Source organism: Marinomonas algarum (assembly GCF_020532605.1).
GTDB classification, from domain to species: domain Bacteria; phylum Pseudomonadota; class Gammaproteobacteria; order Pseudomonadales; family Marinomonadaceae; genus Marinomonas; species Marinomonas algarum.
In genome coordinates, this window is the sequence record NZ_JAJATW010000007.1 from 23,865 (window position 1) to 37,667 (window position 13,803).

11 protein-coding genes are annotated in these 13,803 nt (G+C 49.3%); 8 read left to right on the forward strand and 3 right to left on the reverse strand.

From position 1 onward, the window contains the following. Positions 1-10: 10 nt before the first annotated feature. Complete coding sequence (locus LG368_RS06010) at positions 11-1,501, reverse strand: CoA-acylating methylmalonate-semialdehyde dehydrogenase (RefSeq protein ID WP_226753830.1); 1,491 nt, start codon at positions 1,499-1,501, stop codon at positions 11-13. Between the two features lie 197 nt (positions 1,502-1,698). Between LG368_RS06010 and LG368_RS06015 the strand changes: the two genes are divergently transcribed. From LG368_RS06015 to LG368_RS06030, 4 genes are all read left to right on the forward strand, one after another. After that, complete coding sequence (locus tag LG368_RS06015; RefSeq protein ID WP_226753831.1) at positions 1,699-2,604, forward strand: LysR family transcriptional regulator; 906 nt, start codon at positions 1,699-1,701, stop codon at positions 2,602-2,604. Between the two features lie 111 nt (positions 2,605-2,715). Beyond that, the gene (locus LG368_RS06020) at positions 2,716-3,828 is read left to right on the forward strand and encodes an efflux RND transporter periplasmic adaptor subunit (RefSeq protein ID WP_226753832.1); all 1,113 of its coding nucleotides are present in this window, start codon (positions 2,716-2,718) and stop codon (positions 3,826-3,828) included. 1 nt (position 3,829) lies between these two features. After that, positions 3,830-6,916, forward strand: a complete 3,087-nt coding sequence (locus LG368_RS06025) for an efflux RND transporter permease subunit (protein WP_226753954.1) — start codon at positions 3,830-3,832, stop codon at positions 6,914-6,916. An 87-nt stretch (positions 6,917-7,003) separates the two neighbouring features. Further along, positions 7,004-7,984, forward strand: a complete 981-nt coding sequence (locus LG368_RS06030; protein ID WP_226753833.1) for a LysR family transcriptional regulator — start codon at positions 7,004-7,006, stop codon at positions 7,982-7,984. A gap of 12 nt (positions 7,985-7,996) precedes the next feature. Here LG368_RS06030 and LG368_RS06035 read toward each other — a convergent pair whose 3' ends face one another. Further along, entirely contained in the window at positions 7,997-8,221 is a 225-nt protein-coding gene (locus LG368_RS06035; RefSeq protein ID WP_226753834.1) for a DUF1653 domain-containing protein, read from the reverse strand. A gap of 165 nt (positions 8,222-8,386) precedes the next feature. Here LG368_RS06035 and LG368_RS06040 point away from each other — a divergent pair, with 165 nt between their 5' ends. Genes LG368_RS06040 through astB form a run of 4 tightly spaced genes read left to right on the forward strand, consistent with a single transcriptional unit; the run spans position 8,387 to position 13,464 of the window. Continuing rightward, complete coding sequence (locus LG368_RS06040; RefSeq protein WP_226753835.1) at positions 8,387-9,400, forward strand: arginine N-succinyltransferase; 1,014 nt, start codon at positions 8,387-8,389, stop codon at positions 9,398-9,400. Between the two features lie 56 nt (positions 9,401-9,456). Beyond that, positions 9,457-10,539 (forward strand): arginine N-succinyltransferase, encoded by a 1,083-nt coding sequence (gene astA, locus LG368_RS06045; protein WP_226753836.1) that lies wholly within the window; start codon positions 9,457-9,459, stop codon positions 10,537-10,539. A 47-nt stretch (positions 10,540-10,586) separates the two neighbouring features. Then, a complete protein-coding gene (gene astD / locus LG368_RS06050; protein WP_226753837.1) occupies positions 10,587-12,068 on the forward strand; it encodes a succinylglutamate-semialdehyde dehydrogenase in 1,482 nt (493 codons plus the stop codon). A gap of 49 nt (positions 12,069-12,117) precedes the next feature. Then, complete coding sequence (gene astB / locus LG368_RS06055) at positions 12,118-13,464, forward strand: N-succinylarginine dihydrolase (RefSeq protein ID WP_226753838.1); 1,347 nt, start codon at positions 12,118-12,120, stop codon at positions 13,462-13,464. Positions 13,465-13,466: 2 nt separating this feature from the next. On the opposite strand, the gene LG368_RS06060 is transcribed toward astB, so the two are convergent. Continuing rightward, complete coding sequence (locus LG368_RS06060) at positions 13,467-13,799, reverse strand: DUF1904 family protein (RefSeq protein WP_226753839.1); 333 nt, start codon at positions 13,797-13,799, stop codon at positions 13,467-13,469. Between the last annotated feature and the right edge of the window lie 4 nt (positions 13,800-13,803).

The following is a 13,803-nucleotide window of genomic DNA, read 5'->3' on the forward strand; positions in this document are numbered from 1 at the left end:
TCCCAGAAAACTAAGAAGGAAAAGCGAAACTCTTACCTTCACGTACACCAGCGGAAGGCCAACGCTGAGTAATGGTTTTACGTTTTGTATAAAAGCGCACTGCGTCTGGGCCGTAAGCATGCAGATCACCAAATAACGAACGTTTCCAACCGCCAAAGCTGTGATAAGCCACCGGCACAGGTAGGGGCACGTTAATACCAACCATACCCACTTCAATATGATCTGAGAAGTAGCGTGCGGCTTCTCCATCTCGGGTAAAAATGCACGTACCGTTGCCGTATTCATGGTCATTAATCAACGTCATGGCTTCTTCCATGGTCTCCACACGCACCACTTGCAAAACAGGGCCAAAAATTTCTTCTTGGTAGCTCTCCATGTCTTTTGTTACCCCGTCAATCAAGGTCGCCCCCACAAAGAAACCCGATTCATACCCTGCGACGTGAGGATGACGACCATCCACCACCACCGTCGCGCCTTGCGCTTCGGCACTGTCAATAAAGCCCACCACTTTGTCTTTATGGGCTTGGGTGATCACAGGACCAAAATCATTACTCTTATCGGAGCATTCGCCTACTTTTAGAGGCGCCATCGCATCGCTCATCTTGCTAATCAGCGCATCCCCTGCTTCTTTGCCGACCGCAACCGCAACCGACAACGCCATACAGCGCTCACCAGACGAACCAAAAGCCGCGCCTAACAATTGACTGACCACGTTGTCCATGTCGGCGTCCGGCATCACAATGGCGTGATTTTTTGCGCCGCCTAAGGCTTGGCAACGCTTGCCATTGGCGCTGGCTTTGCTGTAAATGTATTCCGCAATGGGGGTTGATCCCACAAAGCTCACCGCTTTCACACGCTTGTCTTCAAGAAGCGTATCCACGGCGACCTTATCACCGTTCACTACATTGAATACGCCCGCTGGCAGTCCAGCTTCATGCAGCAATTCAGCAATAAACAACGCCGTACTTGGATCACGTTCAGAAGGCTTCAACACAAAGGTGTTGCCACAAACAATGGCCATCGGGAACATCCATAGGGGCACCATGGCAGGAAAGTTAAAGGGCGTAATGCCTGCAACGACCCCCAATGGCTGGAATTCGCTCCAAGAATCGATGTTTGGACCAACGTTTTTGCTGTACTCGCCTTTTAGTAACTCAGGGGCGCCACAAGCGTATTCCACGTTTTCGATGCCACGTTGCAACTCACCTGCGGCATCATGACAAATCTTGCCATGCTCAGCACCAATCAGCTCACAAATACGATCAGCATGCTCTTCGAGTAAGGCTTTATATTTAAACATAATACGAGCACGCTTTAAGGGCGGAGTATTGCGCCATTCAGGGTAAGCAGCTTGCGCAACAGCAATGGCTTCCTCAACGGTTTCTTTTGACGCAATGGCCACTTGCTTTGCCACTTGACCGGTCGCAGGGTTAAATACGTCTTGCGTACGCATCGCGTCCGCTGAGGACTTGCCTCCAATAATGTGCCCAATAATGTCCATCAATACTTCCTATCTATGTGCTGTTTAATGAGTGAAAGCGGTAATCATGCTGGAAACGTGTCTTTGCCATGACCATTGACACTACTATGCCAAGGGGAATAGATTACAAAAACTCGATTCTATTAACGCTTAATTAAACTATTACTTAACTGAGAAAACACCAAAATACGCCGTCATCTACCCTTAGGAGGGGCTTTATGAAACAATTTCAAAGCCAAGTCAGTGATGCGGATTTACGCATACTGCGCATTTTTCGTACCGTGGTCGAATGCGGAGGGTTTTCGGCGGCCGAAGTGGAACTCAACATCAGTCGTGCGGCCATCAGCATTGCCATGTCTGACTTAGAAACCCGCCTTGGCTTTCGCCTCTGTCAGCGCGGCCGATCCGGGTTTTCACTCACCAATGAAGGCAGTCAAGTGTACGATTACACCTTACAGCTTTTGTCGTCGATCGAAGATTTTCGCACCAACATCAATGCATTACACCAGCACTTAAAAGGCGAATTAAATATTGGCATTACCGATAACCTCGTCACCTTGCCTTATACCCGTATCACCCACACCCTCGCTCGACTTAAAGACAAAGGCCCACAGGTCACCATTAACATTCGCATGATTCCCCCCACAGAAGTGGAACGCGGTGTGTTAGATGGCCAGCTGCACGTCGGCATAGTACCAGACCTGAAAATCCTCAGTGGTCTGGATTACCTCCCCCTTTATCAAGAAGAATCTAAACTCTATTGCAGTGATACCCACCCCTTGTTTCAACAAAGCGATGACAGCGTTAGTAAGAGCGCCCTAAAAGAGTACGATGCCGTTTTACCGGCGTACGCACAAACCTCTGACATCAAGGCGCAACATCAGCCACTCAGGCCCACCGCAACCGCCACAGACCGAGAAGGCATCGCGTTTTTGATTTTAACAGGGCGTTATATTGGCTTTTTACCCGATCATGTGGCCGAGCGCTGGGTGCGAGATGGCCGCATGCGTGCAATCCTGCCAGACGAGTGTCACTACATCACGCAGTTTTCAACCATTACCCGAAAAGGCGCTCGCGCGAACTTAATCTTAGAAACCTTCCTTAAAGAGTTAGAGAAAACATAAGATATTCTTAATACAACATATCTTTCATATATATTTAAAAGTTTATATCTATAATGATGAGATATAAAATGCATTCATCTATCTTTATGCTATTTATTTACGGAGTCATCAATGCCATCCCCAAAACGCACCAGTACGATCATTGGTCTTACGCTCAGCGCGTCTTTATTGCTCGCCGGCTGCTCCCCAACGGAAGAAGAAACCGTCGTTGAAAAAGAGATCATTCGCCCCGTAAAACTGGTTCCCATCCAAGCCACCAACACCATCAATATTCGTCGTTTTCCTGCTGAATTAAAAGCCAGCGAAGAAGCCGACATTGCCTTTCGTGTAGGCGGACAATTAATGGAGCTGAACGTGGTAGCGGGTCAACGTGTTGAGAAAGGCGACCTCTTGGCCGTGCTTGACCCAACGGACTTTAAATTGCAAGTCGAATTGGCTCAAGCCAATCAACGCCTTGCCAAAGCACAGTTTGAGCGTATTCAGAACCTTTTACGCCAAAACGTCACCACACAAGCCCAATATGACTCCAACAAGGCCACGCTTGATCAAGCCAATAACGCCCTACAAACCGCGCGAAATCAACTGAAATACACCAAGGTATACGCGCCTTTTAGCGGTGTTATCTCTTCTGTTGCGACGGAAAACTTCCAATACATCAATGCCACAGCCCCCTTGATGCATTTGCAAAACATCGACGAACTGGACATTGAGTTCCAAGTCCCTGAAAGCTTGGTGGTGAGCATTAAATCCACCGACACTCACTACCAGCCCAATGTGGTGGTCGACGTGGCTCCGAGTGAGAAATTGACGGGCTTGTACAAAGAACACAACACCACGCCAGACGAAACCACCATGGCCTATGATGTGACGTTAAAGCTGATGCGTAACCCAGCGTCACCGCTGACCTTATTGCCTGGCATGACTGCCAACGTAGACATTGATTTGAGCCGCTTATTGGGACAAGAAAAACACATCACGGTACCGGTCGAAGCCGTCTTACGCCATGAAGATACGAATACCGGCCAGGCAAACAGTACGGTCTGGGTCTACAACAAGGCGACGGGGCGAGTCAGTTCCCGCGTGGTGACGTTAGGCACCTTACAAAATGATCAGATCGAAATCACCTCCGGCCTAAACGTAGGCGACCAAGTGGTAGCCGCTGGGGTAAACAGCTTAACGGACAGCATGCAGGTGCGTCCATGGACTCGCGAGCGTGGCTTATAATATGGATATTGCTGCTTATTTCATCAACCGTAAAGTCACCAGTTGGATGATTACACTGATCCTATTGGTCGGTGGGGTCATTGCCTTTACTAACCTCGGTCAACTGGAAGACCCGGAATTTACCATCAAAGATTCTCTTATTATCACCTATTACCCAGGGGCTTCCCCTGAACAGGTGGAGGAAGAAGTCACCTACCCCATTGAACGTGAACTGCAAAACTTGCCCTACGTGGACAAAATCGTCTCTACGTCAAAAGCGGGCTACTCAAAAGTACAGTTAACCATTAAAGACACCTATCGCGCCGAGCAGTTAAAACAAATCTGGGACGAAGTACGTAAAAAAGTCCGTGATATTACCGGCACCTTTCCAAGCGGGGTCGCTACCCCTGTTGTCTTAGATGACTTTGGTGACGTATACGGCGTTATGCTCGCCATTAACGGTGAGGGTTATCCATACAAAGACTTAGAAAACTACGTTGACTATGTGAAGCGTGAACTTGTCTTAGTCGATGGGGTGGCCAAAGTCTCCGTTGCGGGAGAACAAGACGAACAGGTGACCATTGAGATATCCCGTTCCAAACTCACCAATATGGGCATCGCCCCCAGCCAATTGCAATCGTTACTGGCAAACCAGAACAGCGTGTCTAATGCGGGTCGGGTTAAGGTCGGCAGTGAATACATTCGTATCAGCCCTACTGGAGAATTTAAAGACATCTCCGAATTGGAAAACCTGATTGTGGGCACGCCAACCAATGGCAAATTGATTCGACTACGAGACATAGCCACAGTAAAACGCGAATACGTCGAGCCCAAAAGCCATATTGTTAACTTTAATGGCGCCAAATCCTTGTTGCTCGGTATCTCATTCTCGAACAGTGTCAACGTTGTTAAGATCGGGGAAGCGTTAGAAAACCGTATTGAAGAGCTGCAATATCAACAGCCTGTTGGCTTGAACATGGAGCCGATTTACTTTCAGTCGAAAGAAGTGGATCGCTCTGTGTCTAACTTCCTGCTTAATCTTGCCGAAGCCGTGGGTATCGTTATCTTGGTGCTCTTGGTGTTTATGGGCATTCGCTCAGGCATTTTAATCGGCATCATCTTGTTGTTGACCATTTTGGGCACCTTCATTGTGATGGATTACTTCAACATCAACCTACAGCGTATTTCCCTCGGTGGTTTGATCATTGCCTTGGGGATGCTGGTGGACAACGCCATTGTGGTGACCGAAGGCGTACTCATTGGTTTGCAACGTGGTATGACCAAATTGCAAGCGGCCAGCGCCGTGGTAAAACAAACCAAATGGCCGTTGCTCGGTGCCACCGTCATCGCTGTCACCGCGTTTGCCCCCATAGGCTTGTCTCCTGACTCCGTAGGGGAATTTGTTGGTTCCTTGTTTTATGTCTTGCTGATTTCTCTTTTGTTAAGCTGGCTCACCGCCATTACCCTGACGCCCTTCTTTTGTGACTTGTTCTTTAAAGACAAGATTGCTAACGGCAACGAAAGTGACGACGGCGCTGCCTCCGTTGACCCATACAGAGGCTTTATCTTTACCGGTTATAAATGGTTGCTCGATAAAGCCATGCATTACCGCTGGATCACCGTGTTGTTATTGGTTGGCAGTTTAGTGACGGCAGGGTGGGCGTTTCAGTTTGTGAAGCAGTCCTTCTTCCCTCCTTCCACAACGCCTATGTTCTATATGGACATTCAAATGCCGGAAGGCACGCACATTGATGATACCTACAGCACAGTGGAAAAAATCGAGCAGGAATTACTGCAAGATGAGCGCATCAGTGATGTCACCTCCACCACAGGGCGTGGTGCTTTACGCTTTATGCTGACCTATAACGCGGAGCAAACCAACTCCAGTTATGCCCAGTTTATTGTGCGTACTGAAAACACCGAATTGATTCCTGATCTGTTAAAAGACTTGTATTACAAGATGCAGGAAGAATACCCAGAGCTGGAAGTAAAACTGCAACGCCTACAATTAGGGCCCGCCACCGGAGCGAAACTGGAAACGCGCATCAGTGGCCCAGACCCGCAGCTGTTGCGTCAGTTTAGTGCGCAAATTAAAGAGATTTACCGCGAAGACGGTGGCCTTGAGAACATCAAGGATAACTGGCGTCAACCGGTAAAAGTGCTGCGTCCTATTTTCAACGATGCCCAAGCAAGACGCCTTGGTATCAGCAAAACCGAACTGGACGACGTGCTCTTAACCAACTTTACTGGCTCGCAAATTGGCTTGTATCGTGAAGGTACGGACTTACTGCCAATCGTACGCACAGCACCAGAAAGCGAGCGTGTATCAATTGATCAAATCCGTGATTTGCAAATTTACAGCCCGGCAACAGGCTCTTACGTCACCTTGTCGACCTTGGTGTCTGGCTTCGAAACCGTGTGGGAAGACCCCATTATCGAACGCCGCGACCGTAAGCGTACGATTACCGTCATGGCTGACCCTAATATCCTAGGCGATGAAACCGCCATGGCCATTTTTGGACGCACTCGTGGTGCCATCGAAGCCATCGAATTGCCACCAGGCTACAGCCTAGAGTGGGGGGGAGAATACGAAAGCAGTACCGATGCGCAGGCCAACATTTTCAGTGCTCTGCCTATGGGTTATCTGTTTATGTTTATTGTCACCATCTTGCTGTTTAACTCGATTCGTGTGCCGCTTACCATTTGGTTCTGTGTGCCTTTAGCACTGGTCGGTGTGTCAACAGGGCTGCTAGTGATGAACTCTGCCTTCAGTTTTATGGCGCTGTTAGGCTTCTTAAGCTTGTCAGGCATGATCGTGAAAAACGGCATCGTCTTAGCGGATCAAATCAATTACGAACTTGAACAAGGCACGGAAGCCTATCAAGCCGTTTTTAATTCCGCAGTCAGTCGTGTGCGTCCTGTGTGTATGGCGGCCATCACCACCATTCTTGGCATGGTGCCCTTGTTGTACGATGCCTTCTTTGAAGGTATGGCCGTGGTGATCTCCTTTGGCCTAGGCTTTGCGACCATACTGACCTTAATCGCCGTACCGGTATTTTATTCACTGTTGTTCCGCGTGAAATACCGTCGCTATCGTGACTTTGGTTAATCGCACCGGTCTATTGCAATAAACAAGCGACCTAACGCTAGCGTTAGGTCGCTTGTTTTTTTTCAAAACACTCACTTTGAGGACACTATGCCTTTGGATGACATTTCAAAGCTGGATATTAAATTGCTTGTCGCCTTCGTAACCATTATGGAAGAAGGCAGCGTATCTCGTGCTGCAGAAAGACTGGGCGTTACCCAGCCCGCCCTCAGTAAAAGCTTACAGCGGCTGAGAGAATTATTTCACGACGCCCTGTTTACTCGTCAAGCTTATGGCCTAAGCCCCACCGCACGCGCCTCTGAATTAAATGAAATGATTCAGCCTATTCTAGTTGCTATGCAAGAGCTCATGACACCAAACTCATTGAATTTAGCAACGCTCAATCGGCGTTTTAAACTGCGGGTGGATGAAGGGGATCTAGAAAATTTTATCGAGCCCCTATTAGCGTCATTGCACTATCAGGCACCCGGCATCAAGCTGAGCATTGGCGCTTGGGGCGACACACAGCTCGATGAATTAACCTCAGGCAATGTGGACATGGGCATTATGCGCATCGGTGACACCCCTGGAAACATTCGCAGTAAACTGATTGGTTATATGGAAAGTTGTATTGTGCTCAGCGAAGCGCACCCTTTATTTCACCAAGATGAAGTCACGGTTGCAGAGCTTTTATCCAACAAGATCGTCACTCATCATCTGCGCAGCAACCGTAATGCGTCGTTTGCCAAAACCGAACAAAAACTCAAGCAACGGGGCTACAACATCGAACCCAGCTTGGAAACCGATAGCCTGATGGTGGCCATGCAAGCCGTTAAACGTGGCATGGCATTGGTAACGTCACGTTCAATTGGTGACTTATTTTTGCAAATGACCTGTGAAAAAACCCATTTTTATCCGGTCAAACTGTTGCCGCCGCCCAGAGAAGTCGTCGAGATCGACGAGTACAACTGCCGACACCCGATTCATATTTTCTGGCACGAACGCTTTAATAACGACTTGGCCCATCGCTGGCTGCGAGAACAGATTCTCTACTTTATGCGTGAATCGCCTTGGATGCACGCTCCTAGCTAGCGCTTTGTTGAATCATGACCCTTCGTCACGTTGCGCTTTAAGCCACTTAAAGCGCGGCACCGTCACCCCATTCACAACCACAGATTCACGAAACATGCTCAACGGTCGTGCCCACCAGCCAAACTCGCCGTATAAAGCCTGGTAAATCACCAAGGCCTCTTCCGTTTCACTGTGCGTCACAACGCGTTCCACCCAATATTGGGCGCCTTTGTAGTGCTGATACACGCCTGATTTCATGTTTTTCCTCTCTATACTTATTAAAAATCGACCCATAATCACCAATATTTGCAAATAACGGTCGCTAATAAGAAAGTTACACTCTTACAGCCACGCATTAACTCGGCAATAATAGTGTCACTGTCATGCTCTATGATGCCATTTAATTTCCAGTGAGACGTGTCCATGTATCTAGTACGCCCTGTTGATTTTGCCGACCTTCCGAAACTCGAACGCCTTGCCCAGCAAGCAGGGATCGGTATCACCAATTTTCCGGCGAACCGTGAACGACTCAATGACAAGATTGCCGCTTCACGACGCTCTTTTCAAACGGACGTGGTGCAACCCGGTGACGAATCCTACTTGTTTGTCTTAGTGGATACCACTTCCGATGAGGTGGTCGGTTGTTGTGGTATAGATGCCATGGTGGGAGTCGATACGCCATTTTACAGCTATCGAATCGATGAGGTTGTACACGCATCACCACAATTACAAATTCATAACCGTATTCCCGCGCTCTTTTTGTGTCACGATTACAGTGGCACCAGTCGCCTCATTGCGCTGGTGGTCGATAAGGCGCATCAAAACCATTTGGCCATGTCGCTATTGTCTCGAGCACGTTTACTCTTTATTGCCCGCTACCCAGAACGCTTTACCAAGCGCCTCTTTGTTGAATTACGTGGCGAAAGCGACAAACAAGGCTATTCGCCTTTTTGGGACGCGCTAGGTCAGCACTTTTTCACCATGGATTTTAAAAAAGCCGATTACCTATCCGGTGTCAGCAACAAAAACTTCATTGCCGAACTGATGCCTCGTTACCCCATTTATGTGCCGACTCTACCGGACGCAGCACAAGACTGCATCGGTGTGATTCATGAAGAGTCCAGCAAAAGTGCCGATATTTTATTGGAAGAAGGGTTTGAGTTTCGTGGCTATGTCGATATTTTTGACGCTGGCCCTAGCATCGAAGCCAACACGAAAGACTTACGCACCGTATCTCAGCAGCAAGCGGGCAAAGCCCTCAGTCTTACCGGTGTTCCCCAAGGGCCCATGCATTTAATCGCAACCGGACACTTATCGCACTTTTTTGCCACCGCGGCCCCTGCAGAACCTGAGGTCGCCGGCTTGGCCATTGACGCTACCGTGCAAACCACACTGGGCATCTCGTCCGGCAGTCGCATCCAATGGGTTGCCCTGTAACCGGCTCAAACCTTAATCACCCCCTAACTGACGAAACACATAAGAGGAAAACCACCATGATGGTCATACGCCCTATCTGTCAAGATGACTTATCGGCTCTGTATCGCTTAGCCGAAAAAACTGGCATTGGTTTCACCTCTTTGGTCAGCGATGAGACCCGCTTGCAAAAAAAGATCAACAGAGTGGTTGATTCTTTTAATAAAGAAAACGTCACCGCACCGCACAGTGAAGACTATTTAATGGTATTAGAAGACAGCACCACAGGCGACATTGTTGGCACCTGCGGCATTTTGGCGACGGTCGGTCTTGATGAGCCCTTTTACAGCTACCACCTTGGCACCATCACCCACGCCTCCCGAGAGTTGGGGGTTCACAATGCCGTACCGACATTGATTCTGAATAACGATTTCACTGGTTTCAGCGAGATCTGCACGCTCTTTTTGGAGGAAGAATATCGTCACTCAAAAAATGGTCAGCTGCTGTCCAAAGCGCGTTTTATGTTCATGGCACAATTTCCTGAACGATTCACAGAAAAAGTGTTCGCTGAAATGCGTGGGGTAAGCGACGAACAAGGCGTTTCTCCTTTTTGGGAAAGCCTAGGGCGCCATTTTTTCTCCATAGATTTTAAAGAAGCCGACGAATTGACTTCCCAAGGCAATAAGCAATTTATCGCTGAACTCATGCCCAATAACCCGGTGTATGTGAATCTATTACCCCAAGCGGCTCGTGAGGTATTAGGCAAGGTTCATCGCAACACCCAACCCGCGAAACGCCTACTCGAACAAGAAGGCTTTCGTTATGAAAACTACGTCGATATTTTTGATGGCGGTCCAAGTCTTGAAGCCCGTGTGCAAGACATACGTGCGGTACGGGATAGCCGTATTTACTTAGCGAACATCGAGCCAGCCGACACCCTTAATGCAAGCGATAGCACACATAAAAAATCAACACAAACAGACGCAATAAAAGAAGGCCGTCACTATCTGGTCTCCAATACCAAGGTGGCAGATTTCCGTTGTATCTTAATTCAGCGGTCTGCCCCCATTGGCAGCCACATCACACTGACCCAAGAAGAAGCCGAGTGTCTTCACATCATCCATAAAGAACCCGTACGCGTCGTCGAGTTATCACCTTATTAACCGCTTATGGATAAACCCAAACAACCATCTGTTGAAAAGGAGCGAATATGAGCCCGCTACAAGAAGCACATTATATTAATGGCCAATGGATTGCCGGTGAAGGCCTGCACTTTACGTCAATCGATCCCGCTGATGCCAGCCTAGTTTGGCAAGGCCACAGCGCCTCTCCTGAACAGGTGGATAACGCCATTAACGCCGCACGCTGCGCGTTTCCGGCTTGGGCCAATCGTCCTTTGGAACAACGTCTCCGCGTCATTGAAGCATTTGCAGCCTTGGTAAAAGAGCACAGCGAAACCATCGCGACATTGATCAGCCGCGAAACCGGCAAGCCCATTTGGGAAACCCGCACCGAAGCCGCCGCTATAGTGGGCAAGGTCACTATTTCTCAACAGGCTTACCACGAGCGTACTGGTGAAAAAACCACGCCGATGCCAGGGGCAACAGCACGTTTACGACATCGTCCCCATGGGGTTGTGGCGGTCTTTGGGCCGTATAACTTTCCAGGGCATTTGCCTAACGGCCACATAGTGCCCGCGCTGATCGCCGGCAATACAATCGTTTTCAAACCCAGTGAACAAGCGCCGGCCACCTCAGATTACATTGTACAATTATGGCACCAAGCAGGTTTACCAGCGGGTGTGTTGAACCTTATCCAAGGGAAACGGGAAACCGGCGTGGCATTGGCCAACCATCAGGGCATCGATGGGCTTTTCTTCACGGGCAGTCCGCAAGTCGGTCATATTTTACACCAGGATTTTGCTGGTCATCCGGGCAAAATTCTGGCACTGGAAATGGGCGGCAACAACCCACTCTTAGTGTCAGAACAGGTCGCTGACCAACGCGCTGCCGTACATGAAATCATCCAGTCGGCGTTTATTTCTGCAGGCCAACGCTGCACCTGTGCACGTCGATTATTGTTACCAAAAGGGCAAACGGGAGAGGCGATTTTGCAGTTGCTTATCACGGCGACGAAAAACCTGTTAATCGATCGATTCGATGCTGAAAAACAGCCTTTTATGGGACCTGTGGTCTCTGCGCAAGCTGCCGATGGCTTACTGCAAGCCTACCAAAAGCTTCTCGAATTGGGTGCCACACCACTAGTCGAAATGACCCGTGGTGATACTCAGACCGGTTTCGTGACTCCCGGTATTGTCGACGCCACGAACATGCTCGATACACTACCCGATCAAGAATATTTCGGCCCCTTACTGACTGTGATTCGCTACGACTCATTGGAAGAGGCAATGAAAATTGCCAATAACACCCGCTTTGGTTTGTCCGCAGGCCTCTTGTCAGACGATGCGACGGAATATGCGTGGTTCCTGCAACACAGCCGCGCCGGCATTATCAACTGGAACCGTCAAACTACCGGTGCTTCCAGCAACGCGCCCTTTGGTGGCACAGGGGCCAGTGGCAATCACAGAGCCAGTGCTTACTATGCGGCCGATTACTGCGCTTACCCCGTAGCGAGCATTGAAGCCGACTGTTTGACCATGCCGGAAAAACTGGGACACGGACTTACGTTGTAACTTTTACACGTTATGAAACATTCACCAAACAAGGTAAAAAGAGAGCATTATGAGCACAGCGACAGAAGCCAATTTTGACGGTTTAGTGGGACCTACCCACAATTACAGCGGCTTATCTTTTGGTAATGTCGCGTCTTTAAGCAACTCCGCCCAAGCGTCCAACCCCAAGGCGGCGGCCAAACAGGGCTTAACCAAGATGAAAGCCTTGGCGGATATGGGCTTTGTGCAAGGGGTGCTTGCGCCCCACGAACGCCCTCATATCCCAACATTACGACGCCTGGGCTTCAGCGGCGGCGATGCGCAGATTTTGCAGCAAGCCGCCAAACAAGCGCCCAAACTCTTAGCGGCAGTCAGTTCAGCGTCTTGTATGTGGACGGCCAACGCCGCCACTGTGTCTCCCAGTGGCGACACCAACGATAAGCGAGTGCACTTTACGCCGGCCAACTTGGTGAACAAGTTCCACCGCTCGATAGAACACGAGACCACTGGCGCGATCTTGCGTGCTACCTTCAACGATGAGCGATATTTCGCCCATCACTTTGCTCTGCCCAGCGTTGACCAATTTGGTGACGAAGGCGCAGCCAATCACACCCGCTTTTGTGACGGCCATGGTGAGCAAGGGGTGGAGTTTTTCGTCTATGGTATGGAAGCGTTTAATACAAACACACCGCGTCCGGCTGTGTTCCCCGCACGCCATACATTGGAAGCGTCACAAGCCGTCGCACGTCGCCATGGTTTGTCGCCCGATCAAGTGGTTTATGCACAACAAAATCCTGCCGTCATCGACGCGGGTGTCTTTCACAACGACGTGATCGCTGTCGGTCATCGCAATGTGCATTTTTATCACCAAGAAGCGTTTTTAGACACCGCAAAAATGCGTGATGATTTGCTCGCGGCATGGGGTGATAGAGACTCGACATTGCATTTTATTGAAGTGCCCAGCGCGGAAGTTTCGGTGCAAGACAGCATTCAGTCTTACTTATTCAACAGTCAATTATTAAGCCGTGGCGATAACGATATGCTCTTGATCGTGCCAGGAGAATGCGAGAACAACCCTGCGGTGTGGGCCTATTTGAATCGTTTAGTGGCGGGAAGCTCCCCGATTAACGAGGTGAAAGTGTTCGATTTAAAACAAAGCATGAGTAACGGCGGTGGCCCCGCATGCCTTCGTCTTCGTATTGCGTTGACTGAAGCGGAACGGCAAGCAATTAATCCTGCTACCTTAATAAATGACTCGCTGTTTGAACGTCTAAACTACTGGGTCGACACACACTACCGAGATCAACTGTATGAAAAAGACTTGGCCGATCCCATGTTGCTCATCGAAAGTCGTAACGCCCTTGATGAACTGACTAAAATACTGCGCCTAGGCAATGTCTACGAATTCCAGCGTTAGGGTCAAAAGTGTTCGCCGTTTTCGTAGTAGTCCTTGCCCTGTAGGTCACGAAATAAGACAGTGATGTCTTGCCCTGTCTCTACCAAGGGTCTAACAAGGTCCTCAATGACTAGGGCGGCTTTACGTTTGGTTGCGTCGCCTCGGTCAAACCATAACACCTCAAAGAAGGGGTACGCAGGGGAAGCCCCGCCCACTGCAAGGTAGGTGGTGGCCTGAAACTCCAGGGTAAAGTGAGAATTAGGGGTATCGGTCAGTTCTGCGAGGTTTTCAATCAAAATATCAGCGATGGATTCCAGTTCGTCAAACGCCAACCCTCGTACACGTATGTGCGGCATAACA